Genomic DNA, 21,360 nt, shown 5'->3' with positions numbered 1-21,360 from the left:
CTATGAAGAGGAGCCTTTTTTTTAATTTAAGTTTAATAAAAAACCGAAAAGCTTTCCATAATTTTCTCTTGAGGGGTTCTAAAAATGAAAATTAAATTTAAAGAAAAAAGAATTTTGATGGATAAGGAAGAGATAAAGAAGACCATTGAAAGATTATCTTCTGAGATCATAAAAGATAATCCTGATATTAATTCTTTATTTATAATAGGGATTAGGAAAAGGGGTGATATTCTTGCTAAAAGACTAGCAGAAGTTCTAAAGAAAAAAACAAATTGGGAAATAGAGGTGGGAGCTATTGATATTACATTATACAGGGATGATTTAACAAAATATGGTCCAAAACCTATAATTGGTTCTACTTATTTTCCTTCCCCTATAGAGGGGAAAGAAGTTCTTCTTGTGGATGACGTAATTTTCACTGGGAGAACCATAAGGTCTGCTTTGGATGAGATCATGGATTATGGAAGACCTTTGAGAGTAAAGCTTGCCGTTATGGTAGATAGACCTGGGAGGGAACTTCCTATTAATCCTGATTACAAGGGAATCTCGATAGATCTAAAAGAAAAAGAAGAAGTTCAGGTTCTCCTGGAGGAAATTGATAATGAAGATGTTGTTAAGATAATAGAGGTTTCTTCTAATGGCTCTTTATAGAAAGGATTTGTTAGGAATTGAGGATCTTAAAAGAGAAGAAATTGAGGAGATTTTACAGACTTCAGAATATATGGAAGATATCTTAACAAGACCAATAAAGAAGGCTCCAACACTAAGAGGGTTTACAGTGGCTAATCTTTTCTTTGAACCAAGCACAAGAACTCTAAATTCTTTTGTTCTTGCTGAGAAGAGACTTTCTGCTGATTCTATAAATTTTTCTCTATTTTCTTCCTCTGTAGCTAAAGGGGAAACATTACTTGATACAGCAAGAACTATTCAGGCAATGGAAGTAGATATAATGATAATAAGGCATTCTACTCCTGGTGTTCCACATTTTTTGGCAGAGAAATTAAAGGCATCTGTGATAAATGCTGGGGATGGTTGTCATGAACATCCCACTCAAGCTCTTTTAGATCTTATGACAATAAAGAAAAGATTCCCTTCTTTTAAAGGTTTAAAAGTTGGGATTATTGGGGATATTAAGCATTCAAGGGTCGCTCGTTCACTTATCTTGGCACTTAATAAGATGGAAGCGAAAGTTACTGTTTGTGGGCCACCAACTCTTTTACCTCTCTGGTTGGAAGAGCTTGGGATTGATTACACTTACAAGATAGAGGAGGCTATTCAAGGGAAGAATATTTTGTATATTCTAAGGATCCAGAAAGAACGACAAGAAGATTGTCTTTTGCCTTCAGTTAGGGAATATGTTAAGAATTACTCTTTGACTTATGAAAGACTTAAAAAATTTGCCTCTCCAGATGTGGTTATAATGCACCCTGGACCAATTAATAGAGGGATAGAAATAGAATCAAGAGTTGCGGATTCCGAGTATTCTTTAATACTTGAGCAGGTAACTGCTGGTGTTGCTGTAAGGATGAGTGTTTTGTATCTTCTTTTAAAGGAGAAAATAAATGAGCTTAAGAATTAAAGATGTTCATCTTTTTGACCCCTTAAATGGTATTGATGAGGTTGGAAATATTTTAATAGAAGAAGGGAAAGTTGTGAAAGAATTAACATCTTTTCCTATAGAGGAAATAAATGGAAAAGGTTTATATCTCTTTCCAGGATTTATTGATGTTCATTCTCATTTCCGAGAACCCGGAGCTGAAGATGCTGAGACAATAGAGACAGGTTCTAAAGCGGCTGTTAAAGGAGGATATACATCTGTTTGTGTAATGCCGAATACTGAACCTCCAATTGACAACGAAGGGGTTGCGAGATTTATAAAGGAGAAAAGTGAAGAAGTAGGATTATGCAGGGTTTTCCCCATTGGGACTATTACAAAAGGGAGAAAAGGGAAAGAACTTTCTGAAATGAGTCATCTTTTTGAGGCTGGTTGTGTTGCTTTTAGTGATGATGGAGATTGCGTAATGGATTCTTTTTTGCTCAGAAATGCCTTAGAATATTCTAAGTTATTTAATACACCAATTATAGATCACCCTGAAGATAAAAGCCTTTCTGCAAAAGGGCAAATGAATGAAGGAGTTATTTCAACAATTCTTGGTCTTAAGGGTATTCCAGATATATCCGAATCAACAGTTGTTGCAAGAGATCTTCTTTTGTCTAAGTTCACTAGTGGGAGATTGCATTTGGCACATATTTCCACTGCAGATTCGGTTAAATTAATTAGAGAATTTAAAACCGAAAAGATAACCTCAGAGGTTACTCCTCATCATTTAATTCTTTCTGATGAAGAGATCAAAGATTTTGATCCAAATAAAAAAATGAATCCTCCTCTAAGAACTAAAGCGGATTTAGAAATTCTTCAAAAGGCTTTAGTGGAGGGAATAATTGATGTTGTGGCAACCGATCATGCTCCTCAACCTGATTATAAGAAAGAGACTGATTTTGTAGAAGCAGCATTCGGAGTAATAGGTCTTGAAACTTCTTTTGGGGTTTTATACACTTTTTTGGTAAAAGCTGGAAAAATGGAACTTGGCAAACTAATAAAAGTGTTAACTTCTACCCCTTCAAAGATTTTTAATCTTCCTCTTGGAGAAATAAAAGAAGGAGGAATTGCGGATTTTACTATTGTGGATCTTAAAGGTAGTTGGAAAGTGGAAGCCGATGGATTTGTCTCAAAATCAAAGAACTCACCCTTTTTAGGAAAAAGATTAGAAGGCGTTGTAAAATATACAATAGTGGATGGAAGAATTGTTTATAGAGAAGGGGATTTTTTAATAAAGAAAAAATGAAGTTTAATTCTACTTTCTTAGAGCAATCCGCTGCGTTTAAAAGTAGATTTCTTGAAAATCTTGAAGAGAGTATAGGAGAAAAAACCCGTTTTGAATTTTATAAGAATCTACTGTTTAGATACTTGAAGCTAAAATCTATTAAAACGAGTTTTTCTAATTTTTTAGAGGAGCATAACATTAAAATATTTGTTGAGATTGCTCATGAGGAACTCCCTTATCTAAAGGAGATTTTTGTTAGATTGAAAGAGGACAATTTATATAAAAAAGATAAAAGATTTATTGGAGATTTATTTCTTAATGCTTTGGATAAAGGAGATTATTTTCTTGTGTTATTATTTATAGCTTTTGTCAAACTATATCCATCAGAGATAATAAGTAATATTCAGGAAGCCATTAGGGTTGGAAAGAGATTTATAAATCTCTTTATGGGAGAAGTTCCTATAGATAAGTTAGATCCTCTTGCAAGACTTATTTCTAAGGACCCTTTATTTTTAGGATTCAGTGCTCAAAATTTAACTATTAGAGATCTTGCTCCATTTCTTGCAAATTTCGGATTTACCCCTTCTGTTTTTATAAGAATTCATGAAATTTTAATAGAAGATTTTACAGAGAGAGAGGCCCCTGATATAATTTCTCTTTTTAAAAATTCAGAGATTAATAATACCCAAGCCTTAAAGAATTTTCCTTTTGCCGATTTCTTTATTCCTTCTGGAAAGACTTTAGAGATCCTAGCGAAAACAGCCTCAGTTAAAGCTGAAAAAGAGAAGAAAAATTTAATTGAAAGAGATTTAGCTTTAGATGATAAGGCGATGAAGCTTCGAGAAGAAACAAACAAATTTATACAAAATAGTCTTAGTAAATTGAAAGCTTTAGTTGATGTAAAAAATGTGGATTTATCCACAGTTCTTTTGAATATGCAGAAAGAAATTACAAAACTGGAAGGAACTTTGAAACTTCATGTTAGGATGGTTCAAGAGCTGAAAAATTTAGCTATAAATTTAAAAGAAGATATTGATCAAAATAAACTTCTTCTTGGGATGAAAGCTCAAGATATAAGGGCTTTTATTCCTTCCCCTCCTTCTTGGGAGATTGAAAAATTGGTTAGAGAATTTTGGCATGCCCAGCCATTTTTGGCTGTAATAAGCCCTGCTTCTGAGAAGGCAATAAGTCGCTTTCTTATAAAAGAAGAGAAAGTTCAGGGAGGAACGATTCTTTCGAAATTGAGTTTTGGGGATAGAAAGACTTTTTCTCCTGATATTGATAAAGTGATTTATAATTATAAGTTAGCTTTTGGTGAGCTCCTTGAGGTAATATTTGTTCGTGAGGTATTGAATAACATGGTGGAAATATGGCCTCCTTCTATAGATTTTGAAAATCCAAGATCCAGGATGAAAGGAGAAAAAATTATTCATCTTGTCGGACTGAATCTTTTACCAAGAGGTTATTTTTATAGGTTCTCTAAGGATGGGAAAATTAGACCGAAGATAGACAAAGAAGCCTTGGAATTAAAGGAGAAAATTTCTTTCATAATTCGGAAAAATTTCTCCTCTTTGGTTTCTGTTTTAGTCTATGATATTAGAGGTTCAACTTTTATGTCTCATCGTTTAAGAGATGCAGATAGAGAGAGAGCCATTCTCTCTCTATTCCAATCTTATATTTTTGAATCTGCTAAAAGAGGTTCCTCTTTTATCTTAAAGGATACTGGAGATGGGGGGATTATGTGGTTTGGCGGGAATTCTCAAAAGCTTTATAGAGAGATTTATAAAACCTCAACAACAAAATCAGGGAAAATGGTTCGTCACTCTACTGCTCTTGAGGATGAGTTTTATTTATTACCTTATTTTAAGAGTGCTGAGATGGCAATAAAGACTGCATTGGATATGGTTAAGACTGCAGAAGATTTTGTTAAGGAAAATTATGTTAAGTACAGGGAATGGTTTGGAGACATAAAAGAAAAAGAGATATTGCATGAAGGAATCACCTATGCTCTTCTTCCTCCACAATTCAAATCGTTGTTTAGGCTTGGTGTTGGTATTTCCAGTGGAATCCCAGGGAAAGACATTAGTTTTTCCCCAAATGCTTTCGGGGATCCGGATTTAAATGGAATTCTTGTTGATGAGGCAAGTTTACTTTCTTCGGGTAAAAGTCCTGAAAGATCTGTTGTTCTTATTGATAATAATACCCTAATAAATCTTCTGTTGAATTCCGAAGCTTATCTTTTAACCTCTCCTCTTAAAGGTTCGGATTCTGAAAAGGAAATAATTGGGAAGCTTCTTTATCTTTTAAAAGGAGAGGCGAAGGATAAAACATTTTTCTTTGAAGGTTTTACTGTTTCACCCGTAGGTATTTACAATTTAGATGAGGAAGATAAGAGAAAAGCGATCAAATTTGAGATCCCAAAAGAACTAAGCCTTACAATTGATGAGAACGGTGAACTTATGAGTAAAGAAGGAAGAATTAAGTTAATTTATGAAGTGTTACCAATAGAAGAGAAGAATGAAGAAGAAAGTTAAAGGTATTGAAGAGATTTTAAAGGCAATTAACTCTCCAAAGATTGGGATTGATGAAGTTCTTGAGATAATAATGGAAAATGTTTCAGGGCTCCTTGATGCGGAGGCTTGGTCTTTACTTCTTTTAGATAAAGAAAGAAATGAACTTGTTTTCAAAGAAGTATTAGGGGAAAAGAAAAATGAGCTAAAAGGCAAAAGAATGCCAGCTGATAAAGGAATTGTAGGGTGGACAGTAAAAAACAAAAAACCAATAATTGTTACAGATCCTTATAAAGATAAAAGATTTTATCAGAGTTTTGACAAAGAGACAGGCTTTGTGACGAGAAATATCCTTTCTGTGCCTTTGGTGAGTAAGGGTAAGGTATTAGGAGTAATAGAGGCAATTAACAAAAAGGATGGTTCAAAATTTAATGAAGAAGATTTAAAATTGGTGAATAGTTATGCTGAACATGCAGCATTAGCTCTTGAAAATGCGAATTTGGTTCAAAGCTTAAAAGAGAAAGTTAGATATTTAACTCTTATTTTTGATATCAATAAAACCATTACTTCTATTCTTAATCTTGAACAACTTCTTGAAAAAAGCGCCGAGTTAATTCAGAAGGCGTTTGATTACTATTTTGTTGGAATTTTTCTTATAAAAGGGCATGTAGCAATACTTAAAGGATTCTCTATAAAAGGTAAGATTGAGTCTTTTCCAAAGAATATAATAAAGGATAGAAGTTTAATAAGTAAAATTTTTGAAGAAAAAGACATTATTATTTGCGAGGATACAGAAAAGGAAAAAGCTTTTGAAGAATCTGTTGAGGGAATAAGATCAGAAATGGTTATTCCTATAAAGAAGGGGGGAAAGCTAATAGGTGTTATAACTGTTGGCTCTCCAGAGAGATTTGCTTTTAGTAAAGAAGAAGCAAAGATAATTAAAGAAGTTTCTTATCAACTTGGTATTGCGATTGATAATGCAAGGTTGTATGAAAAAATAAAACTTGCAACAGTTACAGATGAGCTCACAGGTCTTTTTAATTCAAGATATTGCAATGAATATATGCCCGCTATTGTGGAAAAGTGGATAAGATCTGGGGAAAGAGGGGCGGTTGTTTTTATGGATTTAGATTTTTTCAAAAGAATAAATGATACTTATAATCATTTGATAGGTAGTAAACTCCTTCGTCTTGTGGGAAAAGAGATAAAGAAAAAAATAGAGAATAAAAAACATGTTGGTATTAGGTATGGAGGAGATGAGTATGTTATAATTCTAAATAATTTAGATCTAAAAAGAGCAATTGATTTTACAAAAGAACTTAAAGAGACAATTTCAAAAAAGAAGTTTATCCTTAAAGAAGGAAAAGAAACTATTGAAGCACAAATTAATGCGAGTTTTGGTATTGCTTGTTTTCCAGAAGATAGTAAAAATTTCTATGATTTACTTCGTTTGGCAGACCTTGCGATGTATTACGTTAAGGGAAGAGGCAGAAACAATATAGCTTACATAAATGTAGAAAGGGCGATTTCTTTAATTGATGAGCGATAAAATCTTAGATAAGTTCCCAAGGATAGGTTATCCTGTGACGTTAGCAAAGGTAGATAATCAATATACTTTTCTTGGAGACCCTCTACCAGAGGAAAGTTTAATAGAATTTTTGGATATAAGAACCTCTGAAGGAATGAGAACTTACGAAAGAACTCTGGTTTTCTTGCTTGATTATGTTGCTAAAAAAAGAGGTGTTACGATTAAAATAGAGCATTCCTATGGTAACGCTATATTTGGTAGATTTTTAAAGGGTAGACTTAATTTAAATCTCGCAAAAAAAGAAATAGAGAAATTAATAAAGGAGAGAAAAAATATAGAGAAACTGATGCTTCCAAAATTGGAAGCGATACAATACCTTCGAAATAGAGAGGATGATGTGAATATTCTCTTACATCTTGCAGCTTCTTATATTCCGGTTTATAAAATTAACGATTTCCCTGCTTACTTTGCTGGACCACTTTTACCGAATACGGGTTTTATTTCTGTTTTTGATATTAAGGCAATAAAAGATGGATTTTTAATAATACTTCCTTCAAAAGAAGAGCCTTTTAAATTAGGAGAAGTTGAAGAGAGAAAAAAACTCTTTAAGACTTATAAGGAAGCCAAGAAAGAAGCAGAGATATTGAGAATTTGGGATGCAGCTCAATTAAATAGGTATATAATAAACGGAGAAATATCTGAGATTTTAAATATAGCTGAAGTTCTTCATAGTGAAAAAATAACGGAAATTTGTAGAAAAATTATTAAAAGAAGAAAAGAAATTCATATTGTTCTAATAGGAGGCCCATCATCTTCTGGAAAAACAACCTTTTCTAAAAGACTTGGGATCCATCTTCGCTCTCACGGTTTTTTCCCGGTTTGTGTTTCTCTTGATGATTATTTTCTTGAACGTTCGGAGACTCCTCAGTATAAAGACGGAACTCATTTCTTTGATTCTATTTATGCTTTGGATCTAAAATTATTTAGAGAACACATTTTAAATCTATTGAAAGGGGAAAAAGTTAGATTACCACGTTTTAATTTTAAAACAGGAAAAAGAGAGTATCAAAAAAAGTTAACTGAATTAGAAGAGAATAGCATCCTTATTGTGGAAGGGCTTCACACTTTTAATCCTGAGGTGCTGAAAGGAATAAATGTAAATCCTTTCTTGATATACGTTTCTCCTTTAACACAATTGAATATAAATAGGGTTAATAGAATTCCGACAAGAGATCTAAGGTTATTAAGAAGGATTTTTAGAGACACAAGATATAGAGGGCATGATGCAGAATATACTCTGAAAAAATGGGAATCCGTTAAGGATGGAGAGGAGCAATTTATTTTCCCTTACCAGGAGAGAGCTGATGTGATGTTTAATTCCTCCCTTGTTTATGAACTTGCTGTTTTAAAGGCTTTTCTTGAAACACCTCTTAGGTGTGTTCCAACTAGTTCGCCTTTTTATTGCGAAGCTCTTAGGCTTCTTACTTTTTTAAGCCATTTCCTTGATATCCAAGAGAAGGAAATACCAAGAACTTCTATTCTCAGAGAATTTATTGGAGGGAGTGCTTTTCTTTATTAATATCTTCTTCTATCTTATTACCTTCCTTATCAAAAAATAGAATTTTTTTAATACTCCCATTTTTATCGTATTCTAACTCAAAATAAGCAAATTCATTATTAAAGGCATTTATCAAATTCCCATTTTTATCTAAGAACTTTGTTTTTTTCATTCTTCCTTTTTCATCATATTCCCATTGCCTTATTGCGAATCCATATAAAGACTCATCTGTAAGTTCTTCTTTTTTATTGTAATATCTCTGCTCTACAATATTAGAATAAGGGTCAAATTTGTTCTTAAGAATAGCAACACCTAAGATATTTTCCTTAAGATTCTCATCTTTTCCTAAATATCTTTCTTCAATCATATTTCCATTTTCGTCCCAAATTCTTTTTATAATAGCAATTCCTCTTTCTTTCTCTTCTACTAAATTCCCTTTGGAATCAAGGTAATCTATCTCTACAATATTTCCTTTTTCGTCGAATTTTTGTTGGATAGTAGAAACTCCGTTTTCATTTTCTATAGGAAGCCCTAATGAGTCTATATAACTTTCTTCCACCCTATTACCTGATTCGTCATATTTAAATCTTATTTCGAATATTCTGTCCTTAATTTTTCTTCTTTTTCCTTGATTATCAAAGAAAGACACTCTTATTATTTGCCCATTTTTGTCTAATTCCCACTTATATTGAGCGACTCCAAAATTGTCTTCCATATAAGCCCCATATTTATCAAAATTCATTTTTGCTTTTGGATTCCCATTTTCGTCCAATAAAAGACTGTAGGAGAACACTCCCTCCTTATCAGGGGTTGGCAGCCCTTTTTCATCTAAATAAGTTCTTTTTTCATAAATTTCAAAATGTTCAATTATAACCTGAGCAACATTGCTTCCAAAGAAAGACTCCGGTCTTAAAATGCCTCCAATAAGATGTTCCACTTTAATAAGTTTTCCTTTGTTATTATAAGAAAAACGATAACATTCTCCTTTTTTCCATTCTCTTAAGAGGACAGGAATACTCCCTTTAATACCGTATTTTCCATCTATTTCAACTCTTCTATAATATTTAATAAGTTCTTCTTTTGTGCATCCAAAAGCGAGAATTAAAATAGCAAAAATATATCTTATTTTCATCTTACCTCCTTTTGGTGAATTTAATATATTTAAATTATAAAGAAAAACAAGCTTTCTTATTCAAATTCCATTCTGAAGAAGAGTATTTCATGAGTAATTCTTTTTTTAAAGGATTTTCTTTAAAAATGCTATAAGAGATTCCGAAATTTTCTTTAAAAGCTTGAATTATAACTTCTTTTATGTAGGGAAGTGAAATTCTTTTGTTTAGGGCAGTCTCTATAGTAGCCACATTAGAGTTTAAAGGGATAATTTCTTCCGGACTTAAAATAATGGTTCCCTCCTGAAGGACAATTTCTTTGTCTCTAAATTGAGCACTACCCATAATTTTTTTACCTTCCCAACATAAATCAGAGAGAGAAGTAGATGAAAAACAGAACTCAGAAGTTTTATTTTTTTTCTTTTGAAAATTTTGCCTTTTTACTTCAGTTTTAATTCCCAAGAGCTCAAAGGCTCTTTTGAAAACTGAGCAAATCTTTTTGTGAGATTCAATTAAAGTTCCTCCTAAAAAAGGATTATCTCTATGAAAGACAATAGACCAGGTGCAGTCATTTAAATGTAAAACGGCTTTTCCTCCTGTTAGGCGCCTTACCCATTTAATTCCCCTTTTTTCAAGCTCAAATAACCATTCTCCAGGTTTTTGATGGTATCCAATAGTTATAGAACAAGGATAAAAGTTAAAAAATCTTAAAAAAAATGTAGATTTATCATTTACCATTCCCATTAAAGACTCGTCATATGCCATATTAAAATAAGGTTCATTAAAACCTGTATCTATTAAATACCACATTGTAGAAAAATACTTCCCTTTTTGGAATTCGCAATCCCTAAAAAAGGGAACCTCCTTGCGTTTTTTTTCGTCTTTTTGATTGAAAAGAAAAAATAAGATAAAAACGCTCATAACAACCTCCTTATTAAAGAATGCCCTCTTCCCCCTCAGAGGGCATTCTTTAATAAGAAATTGTTGACAAAGTGGAAATATTGAATATAATATTTAGCTAATAAATGTGTATGAGAAAATCTTAAAATGGGGGTGGTTTCTTGAATAAAAAATTAATTTTATATGGAGCTTTCTTTGTGGCCTTAGTGGCCGTTGCTGGTTTTTTTATAGGAGTAATAACTGCCACAAGCTTTTCCTTAAAAGGAGAATCTGAAAGTAAGAAGGTTGAGAGTTCCTATGTTTTAGGAGGGAGAGAGTCTTTTGCCCCTATAGTGGAAAAGACTGCTCCTGCTGTGGTTTCAATTGAGGGAGTAAGAACTGTGTTTTATCGTTCTCCTTTTGAGGATTTTTTTAATGATCCTTTTTTTAGAAGATTCTTTGGAGATATTCCAAGAAAAGAATTGGAACAAAAGCAAAAATGGTTAGGTTCTGGTTTTATTGTTGAATATAAAGGAAAGGATTATATCCTTACAAACAATCATGTGATAAGGGATGCGGAGGAAATTACAATTTCTCTGGCTGATAAAAGAAGATTTAGTGGAAAAGATGTTCAAATTATTGGGAGGGATCCAGAAACAGATGTTGCTGTTATTAGGATAAAAAGAGATGAGGATTTACCAGATATTCCACCAGGAAGTGTTGATGATCTTAAGGTGGGGGATTGGGTAATTGCGATTGGGAATCCATTTGGTTTATTTGGAACTGTTACAGCGGGAGTTGTTTCGGCAAAAGGAAGAAGTGAAGTTTCTCTTGAAAATAATATTTATGCTGATTTCATTCAAACAGATGCAGCTATAAATCAAGGTAATTCAGGGGGGCCTTTAATTAATACAGAAGGAAAGGTTGTTGGAGTAAATACAATGATTTATTCCCAAACAGGAGGAAATATAGGAATAGGTTTTGCAGTCCCAATAGATATAGCAATGAATGTTCTTAAGTCATTGGTTGAAAAAGGAGTTGTTGAGAGAGGATATTTAGGTGTAATGCCTGAGGATTTAACCGAGGAAATAAGGAAAGCTCTTAATTATCCTTACAAGACTGGAATTTATATAAAGGAAGTTGGAGAAGGAACTCCTGCAAAGGAAGCGGGTCTTACTGAAGGAGATATAATCGTAAAGCTTGATAATAAGATGATAAAGGATGCAAACGAGTTGAGAAAAATAGTGGCTTCAAAAAGACCGGGAGAGAAAATAAAAATTACTTTATGGAAAAATGGGAAAGAAAGAGAAGTTTTTCTTAAAGTTGGTAAAAGGCCAGTTTCAGAAGAAGTTTCTTTGGGAGAAGGAGAGGAATGGTTGGGGATGCATCTGCTCCCGTCTACTTCAGAAGAGGCACAGAAAGTCTGGGGAAGTAGAGAAATTTCCGGAGTATTTGTGAGTAAGGTAGAAAGTGGATCTCCTGCTTATAAAGCAGGGATTTTAGAAAATTCTTTAATAACTCTTGTTCAGAGTAGAAGTCTTTCTCTTAAGATAAATGGTATTGAAGATATAAGAAAGGCTAAAAGCCAATTTAAACCTCCATTGGTTATACTTCTACAATTACCAAACGGTTCAACGAAGATTGTAAGCGTAGAAGGGAGTTGAGTAAGATAAAGAAAGTTAGAGGCTCTTTACCTGTTTATCTACAGGAAATACAAAAATATGATCTTCTAACCCCTGAAGAAGAGAAAGAGTTGGGGAGAAGATCAAGATTAGGAGATTTAGAAGCGAGAAGGAAGTTAGTTGAAGCTAATCTCCGTTTTGTTGTTTCTGTGGCCAAGGCATACAGGAATATGGGGACACCATTTACAGATCTTATTAATGAAGGTAATGTTGGTTTAATTAAGGCTGCGGAACGCTTTGATGAGAGAAAGGGTGTTAGATTTCTTTCTTATGCTGTTTGGTGGGTAAAACAGTCTATAATGAAAGCGGTCACAGAACACATAAAATCATATAGGTTACCAATGAGTAGAGCAGGAAAGATGCTTAAGGTTAAGAAAGCTAAGGATAAGGTCACCAAAGAAATTGGTAGAGAACCCTCCTTAGAAGAAATTGCAGAAGAATTGAATATTGATGTGGAGCAAATAGAAGAATCAATTAAAATTGCCAAACAGGATATCTCTTTGGATGAGACGATAAAAAACACCGATGATTTAGAGTATCTGGATGTGATTTCTGAAGATGTGGTAACCCCAGAAGAAGAGTATTATAGAAATAAGTTCATAGAAGAGATAAGAAAGAGCCTCGATAAGCTCAAACCAAGGGACAGAAAAATTATTGTTTATTACTTCGGTATGGAGGGTAAAAGACCCCACACTCTTGAGGAGATAGGAAGAATTCTTGGAGTTTCAAGAGAAAGAGTAAGGCAGCTTAGAAATCGTGCATTGAAGCAACTTAGAGAGATTACCTCTATAGATGAAGAATTTATTCCTTAGGATTATTTTGGTTCCTCATCAGAAAGGACAAAATATCTGGGTGAAAATACCTATTTTTTTTCTCATTCTTTTGTTTCTTTTTTTCTTTTTAGGCACTGTTTTTTTCCTCACAAATATTAGAGATTTTTTTAATACCTCATCCATTGCTTTCTTAGAGATAGATAACCAAAAACTGAAGGAAAAGATAAATATTTTTAAAGAAAAAGTAGAAATTTTTGAAGATAAAATAGACTCTTTGCTTGAGGAACAGAATAAGGTGTTAGAAGAACATCATATTCTGAAAAATGATAAGAAAGACTCTCTTTATTTTTCTCCAGAGAGCCTTTTTGTGGTGTCTAAGTGGATCGATTCAATTTTTATTTCTGCTACCAAAAAGTATTATTCTATCCTTAGTTCTGTTCCTTCTATAATGCCAGTTAAAGGTTATATAATAACTAAATTTGGGAAAAGAGTAGACCCTTTTACTGGGCTTGTAAAAACTCATCCTGGGATAAGAATTCTTGCTCCGATAAATACTCCTGTTGTTTCAAGCGGAGATGGTGTTGTAAGAGATGTCGGGAATACAAAAGGTAAGGGTATTTTTGTTGAAATAGAACATCCCTCTGGTTTTGTAAGTTCATATTCTCATTTACTAAGGGCTACCGTAAGGGAAGGAGAAAAGGTAAAAAGAGGAACAGTTATAGGTTATATAGGACAAACTGGGAGGGCGCCTTATCCTTATCTTTTCTATGAAATAAGAAAAGGGTCTACTTTTATAGATCCAGAGAAAATAATGATGGGGGGATATTAAATTGGGGATTATTTCTGAGCTAAGAGAAAACAAAATACCAAAAGTGGTGAGAGAGGTTGCGAAGAATGAAAATGTAGATCTTAATATTTTAGTAAAGAGAATTCTTGAAGGGAAGATTGTAATAACAAAGAATGAGAAGAAAGAAGTAAGGCCTGTGGGGATTGGGTATCCTCTAAGAACGAAAGTAAATGCAAATGTTGGAACTTCTCCTGATAAGCCTGATATAGCATTTGAAGTAGAAAAAGCGAAAATAGCAGAAAAAGCAGGAGCAGATACAATTATGGACTTATCTACAGGAGGAGATTTAAAAAAAGTAAGGAGAGAAATTCTAAAAAATGTAAATGTTCCTCTTGGAACGGTTCCAATATATCAGGCTGCAATAGAGACCGCGAGAGAAAAAGGCGGGATTGTTAAAATGACGGAGGACAAAATTTTTCAAGTGATAGAAGAGCAGGGAGAAGATGGGGTTTCCTTTATGACTCTTCATTGTGGAGTTACTCAAAAAACATTTGAGTTCCTTAAAAAGGAAAGTAGAATTATGGATGTGGTTTCAAGGGGAGGCACCTTTCTTTTGACCTGGATGCTTTATAACAAGAAAGAGAATCCATTATACACTCATTTTGACAGAATACTTGATATAGCTTCTGCATATGATATTACCATTTCTCTTGGAGATGGTTTTAGACCTGGAGCAATTGAAGATTCTTCTGATAGAGCCCAGTTTTATGAGTTAAGTGTTTTAGGAGAGCTTTCTAAGAGAGCTCATGAAAAAGGGGTTCAGGTAATAATCGAAGGTCCTGGGCATGTTCCTTTAAATGAGATAGAAATGAATATAAAAATAGAAAAAAAATTATGTCACGAAAAACCTTTTTTTGTCTTAGGACCAGTGGTAACAGATATTGCTCCTGGATATGACCATATTGTTTCTGCAATTGGAGGTGCTGTTGCAGCTTCTTATGGAGCAGATTTTCTTTGTTATGTAACACCTTCAGAGCATCTTGGTTTACCCACTCTGGAGGATGTAGAAGAAGGGGTAATTGCAGCAAGGATAGCTGCTCACGCAGGAGATATTGCAAAAGGGATTCCTGGAGCAAAAGAATGGGATAGAGAAATTGCACTTGCAAGAAAAAAAATGGATTGGAAAAGACAATTTGAACTTGTGATAAATCCTGAGAAAGCAAAGGAAATCAGAAATAGATTTAGTCCAAAGACAAAAGAAACTTGTTCGATGTGTGGAGAATTTTGTTCAATAAAACTCTTAAATGAAGCTTTAGAAAAGAGTAATAAAAAAACTCTTAAATGAAAAGAGCTTTTTTCTTTCTTGTTTTATCTCTTTACGGCGAGGAAGTTCTTTTCTATAAAATGGACCCTCTCATAATTACAGCAAGTAGAATCCCAACATCTTTTATTTATACAACTAGAAATGTTTCTATAATTACTAATAAAGAGATTGAAAATGTTCCTTTAGCCACTCTTGCTGATTTATTGAAATATGATGAGGGAATTGATGTTAGAGAAAGAGGACCGGAAGGAGTCCAAGCTGATGTTTCTATTGGAGGGACATTTGAGCAAACACTAGTCCTTGTAGATGGAGTGGCAATAAACGATCCTCAGACATCCCACCATAATTTGAATATTCCAATTGAATTAGAAGATATTGAAAGAATAGAGATTTTAAAAGGCCCTGGGACGACTCTTTATGGAGATGGAGCTTTTTCCGGAGTTATAAACATAATTACAAAGAAAGAAAGGAAAGAAAAAGCTGAACTTGGTGGTTTTATAGGAGATTATAAATTATTTGAAGGTAATCTTTCTATCTCAAAAGAGATCGGGTTTTCTTCTAATCGCTTTTCCTTTTCCGAGAAAAAATCGGATGGGTATAGATATAATACAGATTTTAAGAATTGGAATTTCTTAATTAATTCTTTTTTGGAGAAAGAAAATGTTGAGGGCGATTTTCTTTTCGGATATAAGAGAAAAGATTTTGGAGCTAATTGTTTTTATTCGGATAAATATCCTGATCAAAGAGAAGCAATAAACGCTTTATTCTTTAAGGGGGATTTTACTCTCAATAAATCCCATAAAATAACATTTCATTCAAAGAGGCATGAGGACGATTATATCCTTGATAGGAAAAATCCTGAGTGGTATAGAAACCATCATATTACAAATAATTATGGGATAGGAACTCAATCTATAATTTCTTCTAAATTTGGTTCTTCTGGAATTGGATCTAAATGGGATGAAGTGAGGATAAAAAGCACAAATCTTGGGGATCACTCTTATGGGAAGATAGCTTTCTTCTTTGGGCATAGCTTCCCAGAAATAAAAAGGACAACTTTAAATTTTAGCTCTTCCTTTTCTTATTATTCTAATTGGGGATGGTTCTTTTATCCTGGAGTTGATATTGGAATTAAAATTACTGACAAAACTCTCTTGTATGCTTCTTTACAAAAATCCTCTCGCCTTCCTTCTTACACCGAACTATATTATCACTCTCCAGCGAATTTGGGAAATCCAGAGCTTAAACCTGAGGAGGCATTTACTTATGAAGGAGGAATTAAAACAATCAAAGGAAATTTCTTCATAAATCTTAGTGGTTTTTATAGGAGAGGGGAAAATATAATTGATTGGGTTAGAGCTAATTCTACTGAACCTTGGAGGGCGATAAATTCTGGTAAGGTTATTTCTTCTGGGGTTGAAATAAATTTAGAGTTTAATCCTTTTGTAAAAACATATAAGAAAATTCCAATTCCAAATGTTGAATTAGGATATTCCCTTTTTAGAGTCACTCATAGGGATAGTTCTTCTTTACAATCAAAATATTTAATGAGCACTCCTTCACATAAATTTATCATTAAAGTAGACTATGAAATTATTCGGAACTTACATCAAACCTGGAGAGGGATTTTCCAGAAAAATTCTTCTTCCGAGAATGTTTTTATTTTAGATTTCGATATTTGTTATAAAATTAGAAAAATAGAATTCTTTATAAGTATTACGAATCTTTTAAATACAGATTATTTTGAGGGAGGATGGATACCAATGCCTGGGAGATGGGCAAGGGGGGGAATAAAGTTCGTTTTACCTTATTAAAAACTCCTCTACCTTTCTCTTGTCCATTGGAGTAACTTCTTTTTCTTTCAAATTTTTATTTTTATTTCTGATGATAACTCTAACGCTTTTCTCTTTCCTTTTTTTACTATATCTCATACAAATAGAAGCTGCAAGCTCTATATCCATTTCATCTTTACTTTTTTTTAGTAGTCCAAGAGGGCTCCCAAAGCCAACCCCTTCTATTAAAAAATCTTCTTCATTTGCAAGGTTTTCTATTAATTCGTTTTCTTTTTTATCCCTCCCAATTATTAGCTTTGCTCCATTTTTTAGTCTGAAATGTCGACCAATTCTTAGTAAACGTAAATCTTCTATCTTGTCTTCTTCATGTTGGAAAGCTTCTTTTAATCTAAGAGAATATTGAGGATCAGTTAGATAACACCCTCCAGAAGGAGTTGCATAATTTTTTATTTCAAATCTTTCGGCCAAAGCAAATTGTTGTTTTCTGGTTCTTCCAGAGAGAGCAAGTAGATTTTCTCTTTTTACCCATCCTCTTTTTTCGGGAATTGTAATCTCAAGTAATTTTGCGGATAAAGGCCTTAAAAGAAGCCCTTTTACTCCAGCTTCTCTCTCAATTAAATTCATAACATTTTTTCGCTGACTCATTGGTCTTTGGTTTAGAACCTCACCGCTAAACAAAAAAGAAGCTCCAATTTTTTCCATAAATATTTTTGCTTTCTTCAACATAAAAATCTTACAGTCAATGCAAGGATTCATGTTTTCTCCATATCCATACTTTGGATTTTTTATAATTTGAATATAATCTTCCCCACCATAAAAAAACTCTATTTCTATTCCTAACTCTTTGCTAAGTTTTTCTATTCTTAAAATAGGCTCGTCCATAGGAGTATAAAAGGGTAAAACGAAATGAAACCCTATAACCTCTATTCCTTCACTTTGAATGAGTTTTACTGCTAGAGAGCTATCTAACCCTCCTGAAAATAAGCTAATAGCCTTAATAGGACTCATTATTTTTTCTGTTTATTGTTCCTCCACCGAGGAGAATGTCACCATTATAGAAAACCACAGCTTGCCCCGGAGTAATAGCGCTTTGCGGTTTTTCAAATTTAACAAAAGCGGTTCCGTTTTCTTGTGGAAACACAGTTGCTTTTGCCTCTTTATGTAAGTAGCGAATTTTAGCTTCTACTTCAATCGGTTTTTCTGGGTTTTCTATTGAAACCCAGTTTAGATTTGTAGCCAAGAGTTTATCATCAAGTAAATCTTCTTTCTCTCCTACAACAATCAAATTTTTTTCCTTTTCAATTCTAATCACATAAAGAGGTTTACCTATTGCTATTCCAAGCCCCTTCCTTTGCCCAATTGTATAGAATTGAATTCCCTTATGTTCTCCAAGGACATTTCCTTTTTTGTCAACAATTTTCCCGGGAGAAGTTTTATTTTTAAATAAAAGAGATAACCCCTCTGAGAAGAAATCTTGGCTTTCTCTTTTTCCTTTTACAGGTAAATTAAATTTCTCTGCCAAAGTTCGCACTTCTTCTTTTTTGTGGTTTCCGAGAGGGAAAATACATCTTTTTAACTGCTCTTGAGATAAGGAATATAAAAAATAAGATTGGTCTTTATTTTTATCTTTTGCCTTAAGCAAAATATAACGTTTTTTTTCTGAATCAAATTCACTTCTTACATAATGTCCTGTTGCAACACGGCTAAAATTGATTCCTAATTCTTTTGCTTTTTCCAATAGTAGATTTAACTTTAGAACTCTATTGCATAGAACGCAGGGATTAGGTGTCCTTCCTGAGTTGTATTCTTTATACACATATTCAAGAACAATTTCCTTATATTCTTTTCTTAAATCCAAAACAAAAAATGGAATTTTTAAAAATTCTGCTACTTTTTTGGCATCTTCTATATCCTCTTTTTCCCCTGGCCCATAACAGGAATGAGAATTACTATTAGAAATTACTTCTTCTTTTTCATCCCAGATCTTCATACTGACCCCAATTACCTCAAAGCCTTCTTTCTTAAGTAAAGCTGCAGTTACAGAGGAATCTACTCCGCCACTCATTGCCACAAGAATTTTCTCTTTAGACATAATTTAGCATCCTCTCTAAAGCTATTTTTGCTTTCTTTATAATGTCTTCTGAAAGGATTATTTCTTCTTTTTCTTCTTTTAAACACAAATAAACATCCTCTAACTTTGTTAACTTCATATTGGAACAAATTTTTGGGGACCCAGCTGTGTGAAATTCTTTCTCAGGATTTTCCTTCTTTAGTCTATATAGGATTCCTTCCTCCGTGCCTATAATAAACCTTTTCATAGGAGATTCTTTCGCAAACCTAATCATTCCAGAAGTAGATAAGACTTCATCGGCAATATCTATTACTTCAGGTCTACATTCTGGATGAACGAGGAGTAAAGCATCTGGGAATTTCTTTTTTGCTTCGAGGACCTCTTCTTTTCTTATACTTTCGTGAACATAACAGAAGCCATTCCATAATATAATTTCTTTATTCACAAATCTTTTTACATACAAGCCGAGATTCCTATCCGGAACAAAGATTACTTTATTTCCTTCAACATTTTTTACAACTTTAACTGCATTAGCTGAGGTGCAACAGACATCGCTTACAGCTTTAACATCAGCATTTGTATTTACATAAGAAACAACTTTAGCTTCTGGATGCTTATTTCGTAAAAGCGATATATCTGTAGGAGTTACCATATTAGCCATTGGGCAACTTGCCTCTGGTTTTGGAATTAATACTTTCTTTTCTGGAGAAAGAATTTTTGCTGTTTCTGCCATAAACCTCACCCCACAGAAAACAATAATTTTAGCTTTTGTCTCAGTAGCTTTTTTTGAGAGCTCTAAAGAATCACCAAGAAAATCTGCTATATCCTGAATTTCAGGTCTCTGGTAATTATGGACCAAAATAACAGCTTCCTTAGCTTTTTTCAGGTTTCTTATTTCTTCAATATAGTTCATGGGTCTTTTAAAATTTGTTTAAAACTTTTTAAATGTCAAGTTTAATCCTCTTATTTATGAGATTTCAAAGTTAAAGGTTATTGGAAATAGGAAAATTACCTTGAATGTTAAGGAAATATAAATAATTTTTAATGAGAAGGGATTTTGGATAGTTTGTGATTTAAGGTAAAGATTAGGTAGATATTATGAAAGAGGTTATAAGCTTAAAGATTAAAAATAGGAGGTGAGGGTAGAGATTGCAACTGATGAACTGGAGACTGACGACTTCCCACCTAAATGGAGGTAAAAAATGCGTAAATTGTTAATTGTTTTAAGTGTTTGTTTGTTCTTACTCGGTATGGCGACAAGGAAGGAACTTGAGGAGGTAAAGAAGACAGTTGAGACTACTACGACAATTCCGGATACAACGAGTGATGTAGGCGCTTCGACAATTAAATTAGAAAAGGGTTATAGGATTAAAATAGATTCGGTTAAACAACAAGAGGGGAAATGGATGATGTTACGACCTAAAGAAATCAGATTTGTTTCGCCCTCCGGGAAAACCGTTAAAGCAATTCCTTACGAGACAGGGGAACAGCACCTTAAATTCAGGATTTCTCCAGCTTCGAATTATGTTGCGAATCTGGAAGTAAAAGATTTAAAGAAGACAGAAATTAAGGAAATACAAAAACAAATGAAGTTAAGAGCAGGAGATTTAAGCAATTTAAATCTTACTTACATAGATAGAAGAGGGAAGGAAAGATGGGTAAAGGAGTTTATAGTGGAAGGAGTAGGCAGTGAGACTTTTCCTTCGTATGGTATTGAATTTTCGAAAGATGGGGGGAAGCATTGTAGTTTATAAAAATCATGAGGTTAATGGTGATTCAGTTCGTTGTGATATAACAGTTTTAGATACTTTAGGGAAAGAGATTATTTCTTATTCTTTTGGTAGTATGATAGAGACAGGTGCTCTTCAAATTTCTCCTGATGGGAAGATATTTGGTGCAAGGACTTACAAAAAAGATGTGGGAGAATGCCTCTTCTTCCTTGATGTGGAGACGGGAAGGACAAAGGTGGTAAAGGCTGTGGGGGAGGTAAAAGGAAAGAAATGGAGTGCGAGTCCTTCACTGCTAAAAGATAAAAAAATTCATCTATCAGGTGGATGGCATCACATTGATAAAGCTCAATCAGCGATAACATCATTCGACGAAATTCCATCGGATATTTCTACCCTCTTTGGAGGTGAGAAATGAGAAAGATTATTCTATTTCTTTCCATTTTTACTCTTTCTCTTTTTTCTCAGGAATTGCCGCCTCCAGTTTCTGACCCTCATATCACAGATGATTATGGCCCAAGGAATCTGAGGGGTGTTTATGACTGGCATAGTGGAATCGATTATAGAGCCAGTGTTGGAACTACAGTGAGAGCAGTTGAAGGTGGGCAAATAAGTATCCTTGATAGAGGTAAGAGAGCTGGTTGGTATATCAGGATACATGGTGCCCATGCCTATTGGACATATATGCACTTGTTTTCAGATAATTCTAATCCCAGTAGTGGTAACTGGGAAGCGAGAATGGCAACTTTAGAAAATCCAAATAATCCATTAGAAATATATAATAGGTATGTTTT

19 protein-coding genes are annotated in these 21,360 nt (G+C 33.6%); 14 read left to right on the top strand and 5 right to left on the bottom strand.

What is annotated here, in order from left to right:
* Positions 1–84: 84 nt before the first annotated feature.
* Genes pyrR through ABIN61_07125 form a run of 6 tightly spaced genes read left to right on the top strand, consistent with a single transcriptional unit; the run spans position 85 to position 8,442 of the window.
* On the top strand, positions 85–651 hold the full coding sequence (gene pyrR / locus ABIN61_07150) for a bifunctional pyr operon transcriptional regulator/uracil phosphoribosyltransferase PyrR (protein ID MEO0293979.1): 567 nt from the start codon (positions 85–87) through the stop codon (positions 649–651).
* On the top strand, positions 638–1,579 hold the full coding sequence (locus ABIN61_07145; protein ID MEO0293978.1) for an aspartate carbamoyltransferase catalytic subunit: 942 nt from the start codon (positions 638–640) through the stop codon (positions 1,577–1,579). Before pyrR ends, ABIN61_07145 begins: the two co-directional genes overlap by 14 nt.
* The gene (locus tag ABIN61_07140; protein MEO0293977.1) at positions 1,563–2,846 is read left to right on the top strand and encodes a dihydroorotase; all 1,284 of its coding nucleotides are present in this window, start codon (positions 1,563–1,565) and stop codon (positions 2,844–2,846) included. The genes ABIN61_07145 and ABIN61_07140 overlap by 17 nt, the downstream gene beginning before the upstream one ends.
* On the top strand, positions 2,843–5,359 hold the full coding sequence (locus ABIN61_07135; GenBank protein MEO0293976.1) for a hypothetical protein: 2,517 nt from the start codon (positions 2,843–2,845) through the stop codon (positions 5,357–5,359). Before ABIN61_07140 ends, ABIN61_07135 begins: the two co-directional genes overlap by 4 nt.
* The gene (locus ABIN61_07130; protein MEO0293975.1) at positions 5,343–6,884 is read left to right on the top strand and encodes a diguanylate cyclase; all 1,542 of its coding nucleotides are present in this window, start codon (positions 5,343–5,345) and stop codon (positions 6,882–6,884) included. Before ABIN61_07135 ends, ABIN61_07130 begins: the two co-directional genes overlap by 17 nt.
* Positions 6,874–8,442 (top strand): nucleoside kinase, encoded by a 1,569-nt coding sequence (locus tag ABIN61_07125; protein ID MEO0293974.1) that lies wholly within the window; start codon positions 6,874–6,876, stop codon positions 8,440–8,442. Before ABIN61_07130 ends, ABIN61_07125 begins: the two co-directional genes overlap by 11 nt.
* Here the strand turns inward: ABIN61_07125 and ABIN61_07120 are convergent.
* Together ABIN61_07120 and ABIN61_07115 are read right to left on the bottom strand one after the other, a co-directional pair.
* Complete coding sequence (locus ABIN61_07120) at positions 8,414–9,553, bottom strand: hypothetical protein (protein MEO0293973.1); 1,140 nt, start codon at positions 9,551–9,553, stop codon at positions 8,414–8,416. The two genes, ABIN61_07125 and ABIN61_07120, sit on opposite strands and share 29 nt — an antisense overlap.
* 34 nt (positions 9,554–9,587) lie before the next feature.
* Positions 9,588–10,451, bottom strand: a complete 864-nt coding sequence (locus ABIN61_07115) for a lipoate--protein ligase family protein (GenBank protein ID MEO0293972.1) — start codon at positions 10,449–10,451, stop codon at positions 9,588–9,590.
* Between the two features lie 140 nt (positions 10,452–10,591).
* Between ABIN61_07115 and ABIN61_07110 the strand changes: the two genes are divergently transcribed.
* The 5 genes from ABIN61_07110 to ABIN61_07090 are packed head-to-tail and all read left to right on the top strand — an operon-like array spanning position 10,592 to position 16,789.
* Positions 10,592–12,073: a Do family serine endopeptidase gene (locus tag ABIN61_07110; GenBank protein MEO0293971.1), complete on the top strand. Its 1,482-nt coding sequence runs from the start codon at positions 10,592–10,594 to the stop codon at positions 12,071–12,073.
* Positions 12,070–12,903: an RNA polymerase sigma factor RpoD/SigA gene (locus ABIN61_07105; GenBank protein MEO0293970.1), complete on the top strand. Its 834-nt coding sequence runs from the start codon at positions 12,070–12,072 to the stop codon at positions 12,901–12,903. Before ABIN61_07110 ends, ABIN61_07105 begins: the two co-directional genes overlap by 4 nt.
* Positions 12,884–13,693 (top strand): M23 family metallopeptidase, encoded by an 810-nt coding sequence (locus ABIN61_07100; GenBank protein ID MEO0293969.1) that lies wholly within the window; start codon positions 12,884–12,886, stop codon positions 13,691–13,693. Before ABIN61_07105 ends, ABIN61_07100 begins: the two co-directional genes overlap by 20 nt.
* A 10-nt stretch (positions 13,694–13,703) precedes the next feature.
* Positions 13,704–14,996 (top strand): phosphomethylpyrimidine synthase ThiC, encoded by a 1,293-nt coding sequence (gene thiC / locus ABIN61_07095; GenBank protein MEO0293968.1) that lies wholly within the window; start codon positions 13,704–13,706, stop codon positions 14,994–14,996.
* On the top strand, positions 14,993–16,789 hold the full coding sequence (locus ABIN61_07090) for a TonB-dependent receptor (protein ID MEO0293967.1): 1,797 nt from the start codon (positions 14,993–14,995) through the stop codon (positions 16,787–16,789). The genes thiC and ABIN61_07090 overlap by 4 nt, the downstream gene beginning before the upstream one ends.
* Here the strand turns inward: ABIN61_07090 and ABIN61_07085 are convergent.
* The 3 genes from ABIN61_07085 to nadA are packed head-to-tail and all read right to left on the bottom strand — an operon-like array spanning position 16,778 to position 19,752.
* Positions 16,778–17,776, bottom strand: coding sequence for a tRNA 4-thiouridine(8) synthase ThiI (locus ABIN61_07085; GenBank protein MEO0293966.1), 999 nt, complete (start codon positions 17,774–17,776; stop codon positions 16,778–16,780). The genes ABIN61_07090 and ABIN61_07085 overlap by 12 nt on opposite strands.
* The gene (mnmA, locus tag ABIN61_07080; GenBank protein ID MEO0293965.1) at positions 17,763–18,860 is read right to left on the bottom strand and encodes a tRNA 2-thiouridine(34) synthase MnmA; all 1,098 of its coding nucleotides are present in this window, start codon (positions 18,858–18,860) and stop codon (positions 17,763–17,765) included. Before mnmA ends, ABIN61_07085 begins: the two co-directional genes overlap by 14 nt.
* Positions 18,853–19,752 carry a quinolinate synthase NadA gene (gene nadA, locus ABIN61_07075; protein MEO0293964.1) on the bottom strand — a complete coding sequence of 300 codons (900 nt, stop codon included), beginning with the start codon at positions 19,750–19,752 and terminating at the stop codon, positions 18,853–18,855. Before nadA ends, mnmA begins: the two co-directional genes overlap by 8 nt.
* A 289-nt stretch (positions 19,753–20,041) precedes the next feature.
* Here nadA and ABIN61_07070 point away from each other — a divergent pair, with 289 nt between their 5' ends.
* The 3 genes from ABIN61_07070 to ABIN61_07060 all read left to right on the top strand — a co-directional run.
* Positions 20,042–20,593, top strand: coding sequence for a hypothetical protein (locus ABIN61_07070; GenBank protein MEO0293963.1), 552 nt, complete (start codon positions 20,042–20,044; stop codon positions 20,591–20,593).
* Positions 20,568–20,984, top strand: coding sequence for a hypothetical protein (locus tag ABIN61_07065; protein ID MEO0293962.1), 417 nt, complete (start codon positions 20,568–20,570; stop codon positions 20,982–20,984). Before ABIN61_07070 ends, ABIN61_07065 begins: the two co-directional genes overlap by 26 nt.
* Positions 20,981–21,360: M23 family metallopeptidase (locus ABIN61_07060; GenBank protein ID MEO0293961.1), on the top strand; the 380-nt coding region annotated here is incomplete at its 3' end. The genes ABIN61_07065 and ABIN61_07060, both read left to right, overlap by 4 nt.

Source organism: candidate division WOR-3 bacterium, from assembly GCA_039804165.1.
Classification (GTDB): domain Bacteria; phylum Hydrothermota; class UBA3072; order UBA3072; family UBA3072; genus JAFGHJ01.
This window is presented reverse-complemented; position numbering and strand designations above follow the sequence as displayed.